15 protein-coding genes are annotated in these 19,991 nt (G+C 66.2%); 12 read left to right on the top strand and 3 right to left on the bottom strand.

Features of this window, described 5'->3' with window-relative positions; all coding sequences use genetic code 11:
* The first annotated feature begins 27 nt into the window (after positions 1–27).
* The 4 genes from OPIT5_07800 (at position 28) to OPIT5_07785 (ending at position 2,824) form a co-directional block, all read left to right on the top strand.
* The gene (locus OPIT5_07800; protein ID AHF90144.1) at positions 28–1,098 is read left to right on the top strand and encodes an autotransporter; all 1,071 of its coding nucleotides are present in this window, start codon (positions 28–30) and stop codon (positions 1,096–1,098) included.
* Between the two features lie 113 nt (positions 1,099–1,211).
* Positions 1,212–2,234 (top strand): LacI family transcriptional regulator, encoded by a 1,023-nt coding sequence (locus OPIT5_07795; GenBank protein AHF90143.1) that lies wholly within the window; start codon positions 1,212–1,214, stop codon positions 2,232–2,234.
* Between the two features lie 57 nt (positions 2,235–2,291).
* A complete protein-coding gene (locus OPIT5_07790; protein ID AHF90142.1) occupies positions 2,292–2,510 on the top strand; it encodes an addiction module antitoxin RelB in 219 nt (72 codons plus the stop codon).
* Positions 2,507–2,824: a hypothetical protein gene (locus OPIT5_07785; protein AHF90141.1), complete on the top strand. Its 318-nt coding sequence runs from the start codon at positions 2,507–2,509 to the stop codon at positions 2,822–2,824. The genes OPIT5_07790 and OPIT5_07785 overlap by 4 nt, the downstream gene beginning before the upstream one ends.
* A gap of 32 nt (positions 2,825–2,856) precedes the next feature.
* Here the strand turns inward: OPIT5_07785 and OPIT5_07780 are convergent, their stop codons facing one another.
* Positions 2,857–4,509, bottom strand: a complete 1,653-nt coding sequence (locus OPIT5_07780) for a hypothetical protein (GenBank protein AHF90140.1) — start codon at positions 4,507–4,509, stop codon at positions 2,857–2,859.
* A 351-nt stretch (positions 4,510–4,860) separates the two neighbouring features.
* Here OPIT5_07780 and OPIT5_07775 point away from each other — a divergent pair, with 351 nt between their 5' ends.
* The 3 genes from OPIT5_07775 (at position 4,861) to OPIT5_07765 (ending at position 8,386) form a co-directional block, all read left to right on the top strand.
* Positions 4,861–6,096, top strand: coding sequence for a tetraacyldisaccharide 4'-kinase (locus OPIT5_07775; GenBank protein ID AHF90139.1), 1,236 nt, complete (start codon positions 4,861–4,863; stop codon positions 6,094–6,096).
* Between the two features lie 91 nt (positions 6,097–6,187).
* A complete protein-coding gene (locus tag OPIT5_07770; GenBank protein ID AHF90138.1) occupies positions 6,188–7,378 on the top strand; it encodes an O-succinylbenzoic acid synthetase in 1,191 nt (396 codons plus the stop codon).
* 57 nt (positions 7,379–7,435) lie between these two features.
* Positions 7,436–8,386 carry a 3-oxoacyl-ACP reductase gene (locus OPIT5_07765; protein ID AHF90137.1) on the top strand — a complete coding sequence of 317 codons (951 nt, stop codon included), beginning with the start codon at positions 7,436–7,438 and terminating at the stop codon, positions 8,384–8,386.
* Here the strand turns inward: OPIT5_07765 and OPIT5_07760 are convergent.
* Complete coding sequence (locus OPIT5_07760; protein AHF90136.1) at positions 8,383–11,616, bottom strand: autotransporter; 3,234 nt, start codon at positions 11,614–11,616, stop codon at positions 8,383–8,385. The genes OPIT5_07765 and OPIT5_07760 overlap by 4 nt on opposite strands.
* A gap of 131 nt (positions 11,617–11,747) precedes the next feature.
* Between OPIT5_07760 and OPIT5_07755 the strand changes: the two genes are divergently transcribed.
* From OPIT5_07755 to OPIT5_07745, 3 genes are all read left to right on the top strand, one after another.
* Positions 11,748–13,745 (top strand): ATP-binding protein, encoded by a 1,998-nt coding sequence (locus OPIT5_07755; protein AHF90135.1) that lies wholly within the window; start codon positions 11,748–11,750, stop codon positions 13,743–13,745.
* Positions 13,742–14,410 carry a LuxR family transcriptional regulator gene (locus OPIT5_07750; GenBank protein ID AHF90134.1) on the top strand — a complete coding sequence of 223 codons (669 nt, stop codon included), beginning with the start codon at positions 13,742–13,744 and terminating at the stop codon, positions 14,408–14,410. Before OPIT5_07755 ends, OPIT5_07750 begins: the two co-directional genes overlap by 4 nt.
* 136 nt (positions 14,411–14,546) lie before the next feature.
* Entirely contained in the window at positions 14,547–16,064 is a 1,518-nt protein-coding gene (locus OPIT5_07745) for a glucose sorbosone dehydrogenase (GenBank protein AHF90133.1), read from the top strand.
* 414 nt (positions 16,065–16,478) lie between these two features.
* Here the strand turns inward: OPIT5_07745 and OPIT5_07740 are convergent, their stop codons facing one another.
* Positions 16,479–17,618, bottom strand: coding sequence for a cell filamentation protein Fic (locus OPIT5_07740; GenBank protein ID AHF90132.1), 1,140 nt, complete (start codon positions 17,616–17,618; stop codon positions 16,479–16,481).
* A gap of 330 nt (positions 17,619–17,948) precedes the next feature.
* On the opposite strand from OPIT5_07740, the gene OPIT5_07735 reads away from it, so the two are divergent.
* Both OPIT5_07735 and OPIT5_07730 read left to right on the top strand, forming a co-directional pair.
* Positions 17,949–18,980 (top strand): membrane protein, encoded by a 1,032-nt coding sequence (locus tag OPIT5_07735; GenBank protein ID AHF90131.1) that lies wholly within the window; start codon positions 17,949–17,951, stop codon positions 18,978–18,980.
* Positions 18,977–19,948, top strand: coding sequence for a membrane protein (locus OPIT5_07730; protein ID AHF90130.1), 972 nt, complete (start codon positions 18,977–18,979; stop codon positions 19,946–19,948). The genes OPIT5_07735 and OPIT5_07730 overlap by 4 nt, the downstream gene beginning before the upstream one ends.
* Positions 19,949–19,991: the final 43 nt, after the last annotated feature.

Raw genomic sequence — 19,991 nt, 5'->3', positions numbered from 1 at the left:
AATCCAGACCTCAAGCATCCAACAATCATGAAAACCAAAACCTCCAGCCACCCCGCCATCCGTGCGTTCTCGCCGATCCTGCTCGGTGCGGCGCTCCTGTTCGTCCCTGCGGTAACTTCGTCCGCCGCAGAACTTGTCAAGGCCGACAACACCACCGATCTCGGTGCCGCCGGAGCCTGGACGGATGGCACTGCTGTCATTACTGGTACCAGCAGTGACGTGCTCGTTTTCGACGATACGCTTCAGACGAACTCGACGTTCACCTGGACCTCCGGTAATAGAACCGCACGCGGCCTCCGTCTGGAAAACCCTGCCAACGACATCCGCATTACGATCAGCAACAACTCAACGCATACCATCGGTGCCGATGGCATCGACATGGCAAACGCCACCAAAAGCCTCACCTTGATCGGCACAAACCAGGCATTCGGATTCATACGTTTTTCACAAGCTACCAACAACATCATCGTGGGTAGTGGCGCATCGCTGAATATCCAGACCCAGATCACCACGAGCAGCACAGGCACCCTGAACTTCACCGGAGCAGGCGATATCAACATCAACGGAACGAACGGCACCATCAGAAACAACGGCGCCAATTTCACCGCCGTCACCCATGCCGGCACCGGCACGCTCACGCTGGCCAATGCCAACACCTACACCGGCGGCACCACGCTCACCAGCGGCAACTTCACGCTCGCCGGCACCGGCTCCCTCCTCTTCGACCTCGCCAAGGGCAACCAGGTCACCGGTAACACCACCGGCGACGTGCGGTTTGACGGCGTCTTCAACGTCGCCGTCGGCGACGTTCCGTTCACCGGCGACACCGCCTGGACTCTCGTCGCCGGCACCTTCGGCGACCTCGTTTACGGAAGCGGCTTCTCCCTGTCCCTCACCGGCTCGGTGGTCGGCAGCGGCATCACGCTCGACAGTTCCAACCACTACACGGCCGGCAACTGGAGCTACGATACCGCCACCGGCGCACTCTCGTTTGCCGCCGTCCCCGAACCCGGCGCCACCGCCGCGTTCGCCGGAGCGGCCATGCTGCTCGCCGGCGCGCTTCTCCGCCGCCGCGTCTGCCGCCGCCGTTCCGCATGAGTTTCCGCCATCCTGAATCCGCCCCGGCAACAGACCGGGGCGACATCGTGCCGGAACCGCTTCCGGCATTGCCACCGCGCAGGCGTCCGGCTGGAGTCGTTGCCACCAGCCCCATGTCCACGACCCGCGTCACCATCCGGGACATTGCCGCCCGGGCCGGCGTGCATTTCACGACGGTCGCCCTCGCCCTGCGCGACAGCCCGCGGCTCAACCTTCGCACCCGCCAGCGGCTGCAGGCTCTCGCCGCCGACATGGGTTACCGTCCCGACCCCATGCTCGCCGCCCTGCATGCCTACCGTCACACCAGCCGCCGTCCGCACTACCAGGCCACCATCGCGTGGCTCAACAACTGGCCCGAACGCGACAGGATGCTGGATATCCCCGAATTCCGCAAATACCGCAGCGGCGCCCACGAACGCGCTGCCGAACTCGGTTACCTCATCGAGGAATTCTGGCTGCACGAACGCGACATGACTCCGGAAAAGACCCGCCGCATCCTGCGCGCACGCGGCATCCAGGCCCTCCTTCTCGCCCCCCAGCCGCGCTCCCGCATGTGGCTCGATTTCGACTACACCGGGTTTTCCGCCCTCTCGCTCGGTTACAGCCTGCATCCTCCCCGCATGCACGTCGTGGCCAACCACCACGCGCACTCCATCAACCTCCTCCTCGAAGAACTCTGGCAGCTCGGCTACCGCCGCCCCGGCATGTACGTCGACCGCAACTGGGATGAGAAAGTCGGCCACAACTGGGTCAGCGGCATGCTCCTCTCCCGCTGGCTGCATCCCTCGCTCGCCTGCCTCCCGCTCGTGGTCAACAGCGAGGAGGAGCTCGGTATCCGGGAATGGGTCCGCAGCTACCGGCCCGACGTTGTCATTTCCTATACCGGCAACCTCAGGCATCTCCGGGCTACCGGACTGCGCGTGCCCGAAGATGTCGGTTTCGCCAGCCTCAACGTCGGCGAAGCCGATGACACCACTTCGGGCATCCACCAGAACGATCATCTTATCGGCCGCAAGGCTGTCGACCTCCTCGTCGACATGGTGCACCGCAACGAACGCGGCATCCCCGAAACCCCCATCCGCACACTCGTGGAAGGCGTGTGGCATCCGGGCAAGACGCTCAAAAATAAAGGCTGAAGGACGGAAAGCCACGCCTACCTTGACGCGCTCCCTGCCTCCACCATTGTTGAACCCATGAAACTCACACTGCCATTGGCGGAAATGACCCTTCCCGAGAAGATCAATGCCATGGAGGAGATTTGGGCGGATATTTCCAAAACAGAGCGGGAATATTCTCCGCCGGACTGGCACGGTCAAATCCTTGAAGAACGCAGGCGACTGGCCCAGTCGGGCGAGGTTGGCTTCACGGATTGGGAGACGGCCAAACGACAAATCAAGGCCCGTGTTGCGTGAAAATCCGCATCTTCGACAACGCCCGATTCGATCTTCTGGACGGGTTTGCCTTTTACGAAAAACAGGAATGCGGAGTGGGGCAGTATTTTCTGGATTCGCTCTACGCGGACGTTGATACACTCGAACACCACGCGGGAATTCATCCGAAGAAGTTTGGCGGGTTCCACTGGATGCTTTCACGACGTTTCCCCTACGCCATTTATTACACGATCGAGGACAATACCGTTCTCGTCCATGCGATTCTGGACTGCCGCCAGAATCCCGCGAAAATCAGGGAGCGCCTGCTTCGTGAACAAACGCGACACTGGACATAACGCCCTCGCTTCAGGCTTGTCATCTACTGTCGTTATCGCCCGGCTCGGTCCTTCAGCCGCCTGCCCAGCTGGTCGAGGTAAAGCGAGCGGGGCGTGAGCCCGTCGCCCTTTCCCTCGCCCTCCACAAAATCGCTCGAATCCACCCGCGCCGCCGGGCCGCGCGTGCCGATCACGTAACCTTCGCCCACCTGGTGCGACTGCACCAGCATCGGCCGCTTCGGCGGATAACGCAGCCCGTTGCTCCGCCAGAAAACCGACTGCGTCGTCGTCACCCCGTGCACCGGATTCCCGCCCCACGGCCGGAACGCCCGCGCCTCCAGCGAATCGCCGTCGCACGTCACGTTGTCGAGCAGGTTGGCGAGCGAGAGAAACATGTGGAAATCCGACGCCAGTTCCCCGTCCTTCGCCACGCAGTCCAGGATCACGTTGCCGCTGGCGATCATCGTCCCGAAATCGTAATTGTGCCGCGCTCCCTCTGCCCGGCAGTCGCGGATCAGGTTGTCCTGCCCGTTGTGCGTGTAGAGGTAGCCGTTGCCGCCGCCGCCCCGGTATTGCGGGAAACGCCAGTCGCACTCCGCCACCGTTACCAGTCGCGAACGCCACAGCCTGATCCCGTTGGAAAGCACGTGCACCGACGGATCGTTGCCCGGCGGCGACCACGAATTTACGCGGCGTATCCACCCGTTCCCGACAAACGAAACCTGCAACGCCACCGATCCGTGCGCGTCGTAACCGACCGTGCCCTCCCTCTGCCAGTCGTTCTCCGCAAGCCCTTCGCCCGGATGCTGCCGCATGCCGATGGAAAGATCCTCCACCCCGACCTCCGTCAGCATCGCGTCGGACACTCGCACAACGCGGGCATTGTCCGCCGTGAACAGCCATCCGCGCACCGGCACGTCCAGCACGAGCGCGCCCGCCTCCGTATTTATCTCCAGAATACGCCGGTAATACGCCAGCGTGCGGTTGGGCGATTGCGCCGGCGTCCATTTCCCGCCGTGGCGGCCGTCCATCTCCACCAGCCCGATAAAATGCTCCGTCAGGTCGTTGCGCACGACGACCGGCTCGCCGACCGCGAACCCCGACACATCCGCCACCGGCACACGCAGCGACGGCTCCGGCAGGTCGGCCGTGAGCGGCGCGCCCGCCACCACCTTCCCCTCCGCCGCCCACGACGCCGCCGTGCGCGGTGCCACTTCGATGACGCGCTTGCCGCGCATCGCCGTCGTGTCGTTGAAAACGAACGTCCGCCCCGCGCCTGCTCCGCGCAGCATCACATGCGAATCCCGGATGCGCAGCGCCGCCGTGGCCCCTTCCGGCGGGGCCACGCGGTACGTGCCCGCCGGCAGGAACACCACGCCGCCGCCGCCGTTTCGCCCCGCCGCGTCGAGCGCAGCCTGGATCGCCGCCGTGGCATCGTTCACCCCGGAGGCATCCGCCTCATACGGAGGCTGCGTCGCGTCGATGATGTTGTCCGTTCGTTCCGGCAACGGGGCCTCGCCGTGGCGATAGCCGGCGTAGGAAAAATCGTGGAGAAACCGCCCCTCCGCATCGCGCCACGCCGGCGTCCAGTCATCCGGATAAAGCGAGGAGCGCCAGGGCATGACTTCAGCCGCAGAAACCGCGTGAGGCGCGAAGCAGCCGGCAAGCGGCAGCAGGAAGAAACAGCGAAAGCACAGGGGAAACATGAGAGTGCCGCAAAAAACACCACCTCCGGCCCCCTCGCAATGCCGCCATGATTCTACATGTATAAAAATCCGGGAATGCCTGCGAAACCCTGGCGATCCCGGGTTCGGGGGCGACTCAAAGCGATGTCAGCCGCTGGCGAAGCCAGCCTTGGAGTGCGGCAGTCCTCTGCCGCTTTTTTGGAGTGGAAAGCGGCAGAGGACTGCCGCACTCCAGGGCGGCTTCGCCGCAGAAAGGCAGACTGCGGGGGGGGAGGAGGGCACTGACATCACTCCCTTTCGCGGCCATCGATCTTGCCCCGACCCTGCGGCAAATGTTGCCACATTCACACACCGGATTAGTCCTGTCGTTCGATGCCCTCCTGGATCACACGCAAAGCCACCGCCTTCGAGCAGTTCACGATCGACGTGATCTTCGGACGGCGCTCGGGCGTGGGCGCCGCCCTCTACGCTGCGTTTCTCCAGACGCTCTCGTACCTGTTCAGCGGCATCGTCCAGATGCGTTACTGGCTGTACCGCAAGCGGATCTTCCATGACCAGCCGCTCGGCTGCCTCGTCGTCGTCGTGGGCAATCTCACCGTCGGCGGCACCGGCAAGACGCCCGTCGTGGAAAAATTCGCCCGCGCCCTCCGCGACCGCGGCCGTCGCGTCGCCATCCTCTCGCGCGGCTACAAAAGCAAGGCCCCCCCGCTCTGGAAAAAAGCCTGGTACTGGATCACCCACACCTCCGAGCCCCCGCCGCGCATTGTCAGCGACGGACAACAGGTGCTCCTCGACAGCCTGCAGGCCGGCGACGAGCCCTACATGCTCGCCCGCAACCTCCCCGGCGTCGTCGTCCTCGTGGACAAAAACCGCGTCAAGGCCGGCGCCTGGGCCATCAAAAAATTCGGATGCGACACTCTCATCCTCGACGACGGTTTCCAGTACCTGCCGCTCAAGGGCCGGCTCAACCTCCTTCTCGTCGACAAGACGAACCCTTTCGGCAACGGCCACCTCCTGCCTCGCGGCATCCTGCGCGAACCGATCAAACACCTGAAACGCGCCAGTTACGTCTTCCTCACCAAGTCCAACGGCCAGCGCGATCCCGAACTCGAGGACCTCATCAACACCCACAACCCCGACGCCGAAATCATCGAATGCGCCCACCGCCCGCAGTACCTGCAACGCCTCGGCAGCGACGAACGCCACCCGCTCTCGTGGCTGCGCGACCGCCGCGTCGGGGCGTTCAGCGGCATCGCCGTACCGGAAAGTTTTGAAAAATTCCTCCGCGACCTCGGTGCGAAGATCGAGTTCACCCGACGTTTCCTCGACCACTACCGGTTCAGTCCGGAGGATTTTGTGTCTCTCTTTGTCAAGGCCCTCGAATTGAAGGTCGGCTGCATCATCACCACGGAAAAGGATGCCGTGCGCATCCCGGAGGATCTGCCCTGCGCCGTGCCGATCTACTACCTGCGGCTGGAAATCGACATCATCCGCGGCGCACAGGACTTCGACGAAGCGGTGAGCCGCATCTGTTTTCCCGAAAGCCGCGCCCTCCCGCCGATCCCGGTCATGTCGAACCGCAACGCGGATCTCCCGCCCGGATCGTGACCGGTCTTCTGTTCAAATTCTGTCGGTTGCGGCCTGGCCAACCCGCGACCATGAGCATGAACGGAGGGGTTGCATAAAGCCGTTTTTCCCGATGTCACTGAAACTCGAATACAGCCGTTACCGCCTTCCCTTTCGTGTGCCGCTGCGCACCGCGCATGGCCTGTGGAGCGAACGCGAAGGGCTGCTTGTCCGGTTGACCGACATGAGTGAGCCGCCCGCCGGCCATGCGGATGATCCCGGCAGCCGGCCGCGTACCGGTTTCGGCGAAATCGCGCCGATCCCCTGGTTCGGAACGGAAACCGTGGACGAAGCCGAAGCCCTGCTGCGCGAACTCGGCGACCGGGTGAACGACGCAACGCTCGACGCCCTTCCTGCCCGCTACGCCTGCACGCACTTCGCCCTCCACTCCGCCCGCGCAAAATGCGGAGTGCGGAATGCGGCGTGCGGCCTCACCGAACCCGCTTCCGCGTCTCCGCTCTCCGTTCCGCATCCGGCCCCGTCCGCTCTCCCCGTCGCCGCCCTGCTTCCGGCGGGGCGCCTCGCGCTGACGCAAATCGCGCCGAAAGCGGAGCTCGGTTTCCGCACCTTCAAGTGGAAAGTCGGCGCCGGGGATGCCGCCGACGAACTCGCCCTCCTCGACGACGTGATCGCTGCTCTCCCCGACGGCGCCCGTCTGCGTCTCGACGCCAACGGCGCGTGGGATCACCGCACCGCCGGGCGCTGGCTCGAACGCGCCGCCGACCGCCCTGTCGAATTCATCGAGCAACCCGTCTCCCCGGCCGCGCGCGGAGCCGACGATCTCCTCCTCGGCCTCGCCGGCGATTACCCCACGCCGCTCGCGCTCGACGAATCCCTCGTCGGCGCGACGGACGCCGCCCGCTGGCTCTCGCTCGGCTGGCCCGGCATCTGGGTGATCAAACCCGCGCTCCTCGGCGATCCCGCCGGTGTGCTCGCGCAGCTCGCCGCCGCCGGCGTCGCGCGCGAGGATGTGGTCTTTTCGTCCGCGCTCGAAACCGCTGTCGGCGCGCGCGCGGTGCTCGAACTGGCGTTTGCATGGCATGCCGGCCCCCCCCCGGGGGCCGCGGGAGCCCCGGCTGCCGCCGGCGGCAGCAGCGGCGCCCGCCCCGCGAAACCGCGCGCCCTCGGTTTCGGCATCTGGCCGTTGTTCACCGGCGCGCACCGCGATTGCGACGGCCTCGGCGAACTCCCTTTCGTGCGCCCCCGCGATCCGGAACGCCTCGATGCGCAGGCCGCGTGGGACCATCTGCAACGGCCCGCGTGAGCCTTGCCGGACGCGGTGCCCTTGCCCGGCCGCGACTTTCGCCTATACTTCCCTGCCATGAGACCCTGCGGCGAACCCCTGCCTGACGATGCAGTTTTGCTCGTGACCGGAGCGAGCACCGGTCTGGGGCTGGCGCTGGCAAGGCGGTTGATCCGGGAAACGCGTTACCGGCTCGCGCTCACGGCCCGGACGAGCTCTCTGGAACGCTTCGCCGCGGCCGGCATCGTGGAGAGCCCGCGCATTCGCCTGCTGGCGCTCGACGTGGCCAGCCCCGCGAGCCGCGCCGCTGCGGTCGCCGCGGTGGAGGCGTGCTGGGGCGGGGTGGAAATCCTGGTCAACAACGCCGGCATCGCCACGCGGGCGGTGGTCGAGCACATCGCGGATGCCGACTTCGATGACGTGATGGCGGTGAATTTTCGCGGGCCGCTCGACCTGATCCGGCGCGTGCTGCCCGGCATGCGCGAGCGCCGCCGGGGCCGCATCCTCACGGTGTCGAGCGTGGGCGGCATGATGGCGATGCCGACGATGGCAGCCTACAGCGCGTCGAAGTTCGCCATCGAGGGCGCGTGCGAGGCGCTCTGGTACGAGGCGCGGCCCTGGGGCATCGGCGTCTCGCTGGTGGAGCCGGGATTCATCCATTCGGATTCCTTCACGCATACGCGTTATACCCGCGCAAGCCGGCGGGCGCAGGAGGATCCGGCCGATCCGTATCATCGTCATTATGACGCCATGTCGGGCATGATCGCCCGCCTCATGCGCCGCACCTGGGCCACGCCCGATCACGTGGCGGCGGCGACCGTGCGCACGATCCGCGCCCGCCACCCGCGGCTGCGCGTGCGGGCCACGCCGGATGCGCTGATCTTCGATTACCTGCGCCGCTGGCTGCCGCGCCGGCTGTATCACCGCGTGCTCTACGCCGGCCTGCCGGATGTGAAACGCTGGGGCCTGCCGCCGCCGGCTGCGCCGGATCGCCGGCCCGGCGAAACAGCCGGGAAAACCGCAGACTAGGCCCCGACCCGAGCCTGGGGCAGGTGACTCTTGCGGCGACGCACGACGGCGAGGGCAAGCGTGGCGGTGGCGAGGAGGGCGGCGACGGCGGCGGGCTCGGGGATGGCGGTGACGGTGAGCCGGAGGGCGCTGCCACTGAGGGCGAGGGCATAGTCGTATCCGGCGGGGGTGCTGCCGAAGACGAAACCGGAGACATCGAAATCGGCGAGAGTGGCGCCGGAAAAATCGAAGAGGGTCCAGGTGCCCGCGATGAGTCCGCCGGCGTCGGCGAGGTTGAGGGTGATTGTGCCGCTGCCGGGGCCGGAGAGGATGCCGCCGGAGATGCGAATCAGGTCGCGGTCGTCGCCGAGCTCGAAGTCGAGGATCGCGCCGGACTGGAGAGCGAGGCCGGCGGTGAAGGTGAGCGTGCCGGGGCTGTTGCCGGGGGCGAGGTGCGCGCCGGACCGGATCGTAGTCAAACCGCCGATACTGCCGCTGCCGCCGAGGGTGGCGCCGTCGGCGACGGTCACGGCGGTGCTGGCGAGGGAGCCGTTGACGAGGAGCGTGCCGGCGTTGACGGAGGTGGAGCCGGTCCAGGTGTTCGCGCCGGAGAGGGTGAGCGTGCCGGCGCCGGATTTCACGAGATTGCTGGCGGTCGTATTGGCGCCGTCCCGGTTTCGGATCGCGCCAGTGACGAGGATGTCGCCCGTGCCGGCAAGCGTGAGCGTGCGTCCGGTGTTGTTCTCCGAGAGGTTGATCGTGCCGAACGTGGTCAGGCCTGCGTTGTTGATGGTCAGGGTCCGGTTGCCGCCGGAGTTCGTGAGGTTGCCGTTGAAGGTGAGGTCCGCTGCGCCGCCGAGGGTGGAATTGGCGGAGAGGGTGACGGTGTTGCCGAGGGTGCGCGCGGTGGTGCTGGTCAGCGTGCCGCCATTGAGGACGAGCGTTCCGGTGGAGGGAAGCGCGGCGGCGCTGGCGAGGACGAGCGTGCCGGCATTGAGGGTCGTGGTGGCTCCGGCCCAGGTGTTGTTGCCGGAGAGGGTGAGGGTGCCGGCGCCGGATTTGGCGAAGGCTCCGGTACCGGTGATGTCGCCGGAAAGGGTGACGTCGTTGCCGTTGGTATTGAAGGTGGAACCGCCGGAACCGATGGCGAGCACGCGGCCGCCGGCGGTAACGTCGGCGGTATTGTTGGCGTCCCAGCGCAGTTCGCCGCCGGAGAGCGTGAGCGGGCCGGAACCGAGGCTGGCGAGACCGGAGAAGCGGAGCACGCCGCCGCTGACGGTGAGGCCGCCGGTGAAGTCGTTGACGCCGGCAAGGGCAAGGGTGCCGGAGGAGGTCTTGCGAAGGGCGCCGGAGCCGGTGATGGCGCCTGAAAGCGTGAGGGTGCGTCCGTTGGCGACCTCGATTGTGCCGGTGACGCCCGGGTCGATGGCAACGTTGCCGGCAAAGGCGGTGTCCGTATAGTCGATTTGCAGGGTGGAGTTGCCCGAAAAACCGAGGGAGCCGGCGCCGAGGCTGCCGGGCAGGGGATTGACGATGCCCTCCGCGATGGTGAGGCCGCCGGTAAAGGAGTTTATCCCGTCGAGATAGAGCGCCCCCGGGCCGGTTTTGATCAGACCGCCCGGGCCGCGGATCACACCCTCCATGTACATGATCTGGCCGGCGCCGCCAGGGGTGGAGAGCGTGCTGGTCGTGCCGGCCTTCAAGGTGATATCGGCATAGACGGTGAGGCTGCTCCGGTTGTTGCCGAGCACCTGCAGCGTGCCGCCGCCGAGTTCGAAGAGGTAGCTGGCCGCCGAGGGCGTGACGATGCCCGCGCCGAAGGCGTCGCCGACGACAAGCGTGCCGCCGAGCAGATGATATTCCGCCGTGCCCTTGAAGAAGTGGATGTAGCGCGTGACCGTGACCGTGCCGCCGTTTTGATTCACGATGCCCACTGCGGCGTCGTCGTTGCCAATGCGGAGAGTGAAACCGGCGTTGACCGTGCCGCCGTCGTTGATTTCGAGGGTGCCGCGCCCGGAATCACCGACGACGATCGCGGCGCTGGTGACGTTGAGGGTGGCGGAATCGCCGCCGACGGTCACCCGGCTGGTCGTGCCCGTGTTGCCGCCGATGCCGAACAGGTTGCCGACGGTCATCGTGCCGCCGTCCAGGATCGAGAGCGATCCGGTGCCATCCACGGCGACCACGTTCGTGGTGGTCCAGCTCGATCCCGCGCCGGTGATGGTGACGTTGGCGGTGCCGAGCCCGCTGCTGGCGCCGATGTTGCCGGAACTGCTGTTCACTTTTCCGCCGGCGCTGATGGTGGCCGTCGTCGCGCCCGCGGCGGCGCCGTTGCCGAAATTCAGGGTGCTGGTCGTCGTGAAGGTGGAGCTGGCGCCGGTCACGAGAAAGTCCGCCGTCCGGCCCGCCGCCGGTGCGAACACGGCAGGGCGGGCGAGCGTGACCGCGCCGCCGTTGGAGACGGTGAGGGAGCCGCTGCCGCCGGAGGCGATGGACAGGGTGGTGCCGCTCGTATGGGTGATGTTCCAGGCGGAGCCCGCGCCATCGACGGTGACGCTGCCGGTCGTGCCGGAGGCGCCGCCGAGCGTGGCGGTGGTGTTTTGGACCACCGCGCCGTTCTCGATGGTGAGCGAGCTGTCGGCCGTCGAGCCGACGCTCAGGGTCGAGGCCGACGCGCCCGCCACGCCGATGGAGGCTCCGCTGCCGCTCACGGCGAGAGTACCTCCGTTGACGAGGGTGGCGCCGGTCCAGGTATTGGCAGCGGTGAGGATGAGGGTGCCCGAGCCGGTTTTCGTGAAGCTGGTGGCGGCTCCGGCGAGGATGGAGGCCAGGGTCTGCGTGCCGTCACCGGTATCGACGGAGCCGATACCGGCGAGCGTGAGCGTGTTGCCCGTGATCGTGTAGCCATCGGTGGCGAACGTGAGCGATCCTGCGGAGATGGCTTCGCCGAGCGTGACCGTGCCGGCCGGGCCGGAAAACACGGCGGTGTCGAAGGCCGGGTTGCTCCATGTCTGGAAGGGCGGGGAGAGGGCGGGGTCGGGGGTCCAGGCCAGCTCCGTGGTGTCCCACGTGCCGTCGCCGCCTGTCCAGTGGATCACGTCGCCGGAGGCAGAGGCGGAGATGGCGAGCAGGAGCCCGGCGGCCAGCCGGGGCAGGCACGGGAGGAGACCGGGGAAGGTATTTCCCGCCGGCCGGCCGGCGCAGGATTTTGGTCCGGAAAAAGGCGAGGCGGGGGTCGGAGAGGAGTTCATGGGTGCGGGCATGGCACAAGAATGGCGTTTCCGCGTCCGCATCCGGCAACCGGTGAAACCTGTCATTTATACCGGGTTTGGCGGAAACAGGGAGCTTGCGCGGGGGGCCGGGGGCGGTGGAGCGTGGGGGCATGAAACCCGCGTCGATCCTCTCCTGGCTGCCCCTCGCGGGGGTGCTGGGCTTGGCGGCGCTGGCTGTGGGCGGCCTGATGTTCGGGCTGGCGGGCAACCATGCGGGGATGCGGAGGCTGCCGGACGCGGCCACCGGCTCGACCGTGGAGACGCTGCCCGATGCGGGGCGGCGGCTGTCGATCGACGAGGCGGCGGCGGCGCCCGCGAGCGCGTGGAGCGCATGGCCGGGCCGGGGCTACATCCACGCCGGGCGCGGCGATGCGGTGTGGGTGCGCGTGACGTTGCGCAATCCCGGGCCGCAGCCGGCGCGCGGCGTGCTGGCGGATTCGGAGTATTTTTCGGACCGCGTGGAGCTCTGGGAACGGGAGGAGGCCGGCGGCGGATGGCGGCACGAGGTGTCGGGCGAGGGGCTTGCGTCGCGGGAGAAGCCGCGGTGGGGCCGCATGGCCGCCTTCGCGGTCGAGGTGCCGGCGCGGGGAGAGCGGACGGTTTATCTGCGGGCGGAGGATTTTTTTGCGGTGTGGCTGCGCGCGGTGTGGTGGCCGGAGGAAGGGGCGTTCACGGCCGCGCTGGTGCGCGATGTGCTGGCGGAGGGGATCTATTACGGCGGGCTGGCCGCGCTGCTGTTTTACAACGCCGTCCTGTGGCTGCGGCTGCGGTTTCCGGATACGGGGTGTTACGCGGGTTATCTGGGATCGGTGGCGACGTTCAACTTTGTAGCGAACGGCGGGTTCGGGCTCCTGGGCGTCGGCGCGGGGTCGCCGTGGACCGAGGTGATCGCGACGGTGGCGCTGGCGGCGAGCGGCCTGTTCCTGCTGCAGTTTGCGCGGATGTTCCTCGAACTGAAGCGGCGCGTGCCGGTGGCGGAGACAATCACCCGCTGGCTGCAGGGCGCGCTGGCCGTGCTCCTGCTGGGCGGGCTGGCTTTTCCCTGGATGCAGGGCACGGGCTGGCTGCACTGGACGGTGCCGGCGGTCGTGGCCGTGCATGCCTGCCTGCTGGTCATCGCGGTGGCGGCGTGGCGGGCGGGCGCGGGGCAGGCGCGGTATTTTGTGCTGGCGTTCGGGTTCCTGTTCGCGGGCGCGCTGCCCGCCGCGGTGTCCTGGCTGGAGGCGGACACGCAGAAGCGGGCGGTCATGGGACTGCTCGCGGGCTCGGCGCTGGAGATGCTGCTGCTGTCGCTGGCGGTGGCCGACCGCTTCGCGCGCATCCAGCGTGAGAGGACCGAGGCCCAGGAACAGCTCGTGGAGGAAACGGAACAGCGGCGCGCCATCCAGGAGGCTTATGCCGACGAACTCGAGGTGGAGGTGCGCGAGCGCACGCGCGAGTTGCGGGAGGCCGGTCAGGACAAGGACCGGATGATCGCGGTGATCGGCCACGATCTGCGCGGTCCGCTCACGGCATTGACGCAGAGCGCGGAGCAGGCCGCGGTGGCGCCGTCCGTGTATCCTGATTTTGCATACGAGGCGGCGCAGGCCGGCCGGCGGGTGCTGCTGCTCATCGAAGACCTGGTGTTGTGGGCGCGCCTGCGCGCGGGCACGATCCATCCGGGCCGGTATCCGGCGGAGGCTTTCGTGGGGCCGGTGGTTGCCTTGCTGCGACCGGTGGCCGTGCAACGCGGGATCGCGGTGGCGGTCGCCGTGCCGGCGGATTTGTGCGTGACCACCGATCTGGTGCTGGCGCAGACGCTTGTGCGCAACCTGGTGTCCAACGCCCTGCGTTTCGCGCGGGCCCGCGTGGAAGTAAGCGCGGCGTCCGTGGCCGGCGGTGTGCGGCTGACCGTGGCCGACGACGGTCCGGGGCTGCCGCCCGCCGTGGCGGCGCGGTTGTCCGGCGACACGCCCGGCAGCGGGCTGGCGGAGGGCGGACTGGGGCTGCGGTTGTGCGTGGAGATCGGCCGGGCCCTCGGCATCCGCCTCGAAGTGAAGACAGGGGCGGGGGAGGGCACCCGGTTCGACTTCACGCTGCCGGCGGCGAAAACGGAGGACGGAGCATGACGGCGGGACCTCTTTCCGCTTCCGGAGCCCCGCGCCGGGTGCGCGTGCTTGTCGTCGAGGATCTGACGATGTTTCGCGCGTTCCTCGTCAAATGGCTGGCGGGCCGTCCGCGGTTCGAACTGGCGGGCGCGGCCGGATCGGGCGAGGAGGCGGTGCCACTGGTCGCCTCGACGCGGCCGGATGTCCTGCTGGTGGATCTGCATCTGACGGGCATGGACGGCCTCGAGTTCGTGCGGGCGGCGCGGCAGTCGAGGCCGCAGGTGCGGGCGCTGGTGCTGTCGTCGCTGGTCGATCCGCTGGCGCTGACGCGGGTGCGCGAGAGCGGCGTGGAAGGCTATGTCGAAAAGGATGCGGAGCCGGAATTGCTGGCCGAGGCGCTCGATGCGGTGGCGGACGGGCGGAGGTTTTATTCGGCGCGATTCGGCGAGACGCTGGCGCGCGAGGGAGCGAAGGCGGAGGCGGTGGGCAAGATCCTGTCGCGGCGCGAGCAGGAGGTGCTGATGCATGTGCTGGCCGGGCGAACGAGCCGGGAGATCGGCGAACTGATCGGGCTGAGCCAGCGCACGGTGGATTTTCACCGCGCGAACATCATGGGGAAACTGGGCGCCACCAACGTGGCCGATCTGGTGGCCAACGCCCGCCGCCACGGCTTCGGGTCGCCGTGAGATATGAGCACAAGGCCGGGGATTTTTCGCCCCCCCCGCCCCCCTGTGCCGCCGGCCCGACCGGCGGCGGCAAACTCCCCCGCCTGCTGGCGATTTCGGGCAACCCGGTTAAGCGTGGACTTTCACCTGACCCGTGATGATTCAACCGACCATGACGATCCCGCCAGCCCGGCGCCGCCTCCTCGCGTCCGTTATCGCCCTGCCTTTTCTGTTTTTTTGCGCCGCCCTGTTGCCCGCAGTCCGGGCCGATGCCACGCCGCCGGACACGATTCCCCCCTTCACCCTTTCCAAAGGCCGCGACGTTACCCGGCTCTACGCGCAGCTCTGCGCCAACTGTCACGGCGAGGACCTCCGGGGCAACAAGACCGATTCCCTCCTCGATGATCACTGGAAATACGTGGACGGCAGCGACGACGCCGCGATCGCCGCCGTCATCCGCGACGGGCTGCCCCGCTCCGGCATGCCGGGTTTCGCGGCCACGCTCAACGAGGCCGAGGTTCTCGGCCTCGTCGTGCTCATCCGCGAGACGGCCCGCCGCTCCGTCGATCCCGTGCCGCAGCGGGCGTCCGCCCTCCCGGAGGGCGTGCAGCACAGCGAGCGTCACGCGTGGCGCTTCGAATCCGTCGCCGAGGGCCGCGACGTCCCGTGGGGCATCGCCTTCCTGCCCGACGGACGCCTGCTCTTCACCGAGCGCACCGGCAAGCTCTACCAGCTCCCGCCCGGAGCCACCGCCGCCACCGCCAGTCCCGTGGAAATCACCGGCATCCCGCGCGTCTGGGTGCGCGACGAAGGCGGACTCATGGCCGTGGTCCCGCATCCCGATTATGCGCACAACGGCTGGATCTACCTCACCCTGAGCGACCCCGGCGACAACGACACCGGCATGACCAAAATCGTGCGCGGCCGCATCCGCGACGGACGCTGGACGGACGAGGAACCCGTCTTCGCCGCGCCCCGCTCCAGCTACACCGACCGCAGCGTGAATTTCGGCAGCCGCATCGTCTTCGAGGGAGACTACATGTTCTTTACCGTGGGCGAGCACGGCGCGACCGGGCAGGCCCAGGACCTCGCGCTTCCCAACGGCAAAGTGCACCGGACCTGGCACGACGGCCGCGTGCCGCCCGACAATCCTTTCGTGCACACACCCGGAGCCTACCCCTCCATCTGGAGCTACGGACACCGCAACCCGCAGGGCCTCGCCCGCAATCCGGCCGACGGCGGCCTCTGGTCCACCGAGCACGGCCCGCGCGGCGGCGACGAACTCAACTACGTCCGCCGCGGAGCCAACTACGGCTGGCCTGTCATCACCTATGGAGTCAATTACGACGGCACGCCCGTTTCCCCGCTCACCGCGAAGGAGGGCATGGAGCAGCCTGTGAAATACTGGACGCCCTCCATCGCCGTGAGCCCGATCCACTTCTACACCGGCGACGCCTTCCCGATGTGGAAAGGCAACCTCTTCCTCGGCTCGCTCGCGCAGCAGGAACTCCACCGGTACGAAATCCGGGGTGACAAGATCGTGCACGAGGAGCTGGTGTTCAAGAACCTCGGCCGTATCCGGGATATTGCGACGGGACCTGCCGGCGAGCTTTACATTTCGCTGGAGCTCCCCCGCGTCCCCGGCCGCATCGTCCGCCTCCTGCCTGCCGAGTGATTCATCCGCCATCGGCGAGAGCTGGAAATCCGGTCGCTATGGAGAAAGTCGTAAGGAGTCAGGCTGTATTCGTTGATTTTTGAAAAATCTGATTTCCCCTCCCAGGTTTTCACCACCAGCCAGCAGGGCAACCGTCTCCAGCTCGCCAGTCCAGGAACAGGCAGGAGGGTAATGAAAAATGCAATTGCATGCAGGGATGTGAGCTGCCTGTGCATGACTTTGCGCCGACAAGTGATCGTAACCTGCCAGAAATAAAGGAGTAACTTTTGCGAATGCTCCAATTGGATCCAAAAGAGCGATTTTTGATCCAAAGCAGGAAAAACGTCTCACCAGTGAGACGTTTTTAGTTTGTGTCTCATGGATCTGTATTTTTGAGACACAAAAACAGGAACGACTCACGGATGAGACGCAAACTCAGCCTACGGAGTCAAACTGCTGGCGGTTCACGATATTCAGCAACTCGGGAAAACGCAGGATAGCGGAACGGCGTCCGGCTCCGGGGCGAAGCGTCTCCAGGATGCCATTTTCGAGCAAAATGCCCACAATGCGAGCGGCTGAAGCCTTCGGAATGCGGGAGCGCGTGACAAAATCTGCCTGTCGGAAGACGGGGGCCATGAAGACGGCATCGAGCGCCGCCGCGGAAAACTGACTGTGAGTCAGGGAAGGCAATCTGGCCAGCAGGCGATCGTACAGAGCCAGGATATCTCTGGCTTGCCGGGCATTGGCTTCGGCCTGGGCTCGCACTGCTTCCAGAAAAAACAGCAGCCAGCCATTCCAGTCTCCTCGGGCAGTGATGCCAAGCAGGCGGTCACAATAGTCTTGCCGACGTGCTTCCAGGTAGGAGCTGAGGTAAAACATGGGACTGCCCAGCACCTTCTTCTCGAAGAGGAACAGGGGTACAAGCATGCGGCCGACGCGGCCATTACCATCAAGAAAAGGATGCAAGATTTCGAACTGGGCATGGATGATGCCAAGCTGGGCTATGGGATCACGCTCCTCATAATGAAGATAATTTTCAAAGTTGGTGAGCGCATCGGCGAGATCCATCGGGCTGGGTGGAATGAAACGGGCCTGCCCGAGATGGGTGCCTTGGCGGCCGATCCAGTTCTGTATCGTGCGGAATTGCCCTCGGGCCTTGTTGTGGCCTCGCACACTGTCCAGGAGGATGCCATGAGCCTTGAGCAACGTGCCCAGATGGAGTGGTTTTTCTTTCAGAAATTCACGGGCAGCATGGAGTGCCTTGCGGTAGTTGATGATCTCGAAAATATCGGCTCGCAGCGCCGGTTCTTTGGTTTCTTCACCGCTTTCGAATTCCAATACTTCCTGCAAGGTGGCCTGTGTCCCTTCAATTTTTGAGGACAGCACTGCTTCGTTGGCTGTAAGCGGAGAGAGTAGCACCGCAGGATTGGGCACATTGCGGAGTACGCCATCGTAATGAGCGATGGCACGATTGGCTTTGCCCAGCGGGCCGACCAGTTCTCCCCAGTCGAGCTTTTCCAGCGGCAGGCGATCAGGCCGGCAGGGTTGACTGGATACTGGGTCTTCAGTGCTCATGTGTAAAGTGACAGGCAGTCCGGTTTGGGATAGTCCTGCAACTCAATCCGCCAGCTTGCCACGGCCAAAAAACCCGAATGCAAAACCGGGCGATCCTGGAGACCCGTGTGCAAGATCGGGAGAACACAGGCTTCGCTGCCCCGGAGGCGCTTCCTGCCAATGGCCGGCCAGGATTCAATCCAGACGCATCCGCATTCCGGCCTGTCCCCGGGAGCCCGCTCGAAAAAATCGTCCGGATCCGGGCCGGTTAAGCTTGGAGGGGCGGCGCGCTTGCCCGAAGGTGCGCTTCCGTTCCACACGTTAACCTTCTGCTCAGGAAATATTCATTTGATGGCAAACCGACCTTACCCGGCCTCGGAGGGCAGCGACAATCCGCTGCTCGACTTCGTGCAAAGATACGGACGACGACTCTTCATCGTTCCTGTCATCCTCGTCCTGCTGGTCGCCGGACTCACCGGCTACTACATCGTGCAGCCCGAGGAGGAAGCGGTCGTCAAACGCTTCGGCCGCGTCATCGCGATCAACCAGCCGGGCATTCACTTCAAGCTCCCCTTCGGCATCGACCGCGTCCAACCCGTCCCGACCGCCCGCGTCCTCAAGGAGGAGTTCGGCTTCCGCTCGGTCGGCACCGACGCCCGCACCCACTATCGCAAGGACCAAGTGCATCGCGTCGAGTCGCTCATGCTCACCGGCGACCTCAAGGTCATCGATGTCGAGTGGGTCGTCCAGTACCGCATCAGCGATGCCGACAAGTTCCTCCACCGCGCCCGCGATCCCCGCGCCACCCTGCGCGACAACTCCGAAGCCGTCATGCGCCGCATCGTGGGCAACAGCCTCGGCAGCGACGTGCTCACCGAAAAACGCGTCCAGGTCTCCGCCGCCGCCCGCGTCGAATTGCAGGCGCTCCTCGACAGCTTCGATATCGGCGTGCAGATCACCACGATCGAGTTGCAGGACGTCACCCCGCCCGAGCTCGTCAAGCCCGCCTTCAACGAGGTCAACCAGGCCGAGCAGGAGCGCGAACGCCTGATCAGCGAGGCGGAGAAACGCCGCAACCAGGTCATCCCGCGCGCCGAGGGCGAAGCCCGCCAGATCATCGCCGAAGCCGAGGGCTACCGGGCCGAGCGCGTCAACCGCGCCCGCGGCGAAGCCGGCCGCTTCACCTCCATCCTCGCCGAATACAAACAGGCGCCGGACATCACCCGCCGCCGGCTCTATCTCGAAATGATCGACAACGTCCTGCCTCGCGCCGGCCAGATCTACATCATGCAGGAAGGCCACACGCCGCCCGTACCCCTGCTCAACCTCACTCGCGAGACCGCCCTCCCCCGACCCGTCCAGCCCGCCGCCTCCAAACGATGAACCGCACCACCACCTTGCTCATTCCACTCGGGCTTGTCGCGCTCCTCGCCGTCATCGTCCTCTTTGCCTCGGTTTACACCCTCGACGAATCCGAGCAGGCCATCGTCGTGCAACTCGGCGCCCCCGTGGGCGACCCGGTCACCCGGCCCGGCCTCTATTTCAAGAAACCCTTCGTCCAGGAAGTGCGCCGCTTCGACAAGCGCCTGATCTCCTGGCGCGGCGATCCCAACCAGATCCCGACCCGCGGCGAACAGTTCATCTCCGTGGACACCACCGCCCGCTGGCGCATTGCCGACCCGCTGCTCTTCCTGCAACGCGTGCAAAACGAGCACGGCGCGACGATGCGGCTCAACGACATTCTCGACTCTGTCGTGCGCGACCACATCTCCTCCAGCGACCTCATCGAGATTGTCCGGTCCAGGGACTGGGAGGTTTCCAAGGAGGATCTCAAGCGCGCCCAGGCCGGCAAGGACGACGAGGAGACTCTCCTGCAAAAGGTGTCCACCGGTCGTGAGGAGATCGTGCGCTCCATTCTCAAAAAAGCGCAGGAGCTGGTGCCGGAATATGGCATTGAGCTGGTCGACATCCGCATCAAGCGTGTGGACTACGTCGAGGCGGTGCAGCAGCGGGTGTTCGAGCGCATGATCGCCGAGCGCCAGCGCATCGCGGAACAATTCCGCTCCGAAGGCCAGGGCCGTGCCGCCGAGATCGATGGCGACACCCAGCGCCTGCTCGCGCAGGTGCGCTCCGAGGCGCAACGCCGGGGCGAACTGATCCGCGGCGAAGCCGACGCCGAGGCCACGCGCATTTACAATGAAGCCTTCAGCACGGACCCGGAGTTTTTTGCGTTCTTCCGCACCCTGGAAAGCTACAGCCGCTCGCTGGGGGAGAAAACCACGCTCATGCTCGGCGCCGATTCCGAATACGTGCGCTACCTCCGCAGCACGGAACGCGTGACCGACGAATAACCTCAGACAGACCGCACGTGAAACCACGGGTCGGGCAGAGCCA

It is taken from the genome of Opitutaceae bacterium TAV5, assembly GCA_000242935.3.
Classification (GTDB): Bacteria; Verrucomicrobiota; Verrucomicrobiia; order Opitutales; family Opitutaceae; genus Geminisphaera.
This window is presented reverse-complemented; position numbering and strand designations above follow the sequence as displayed.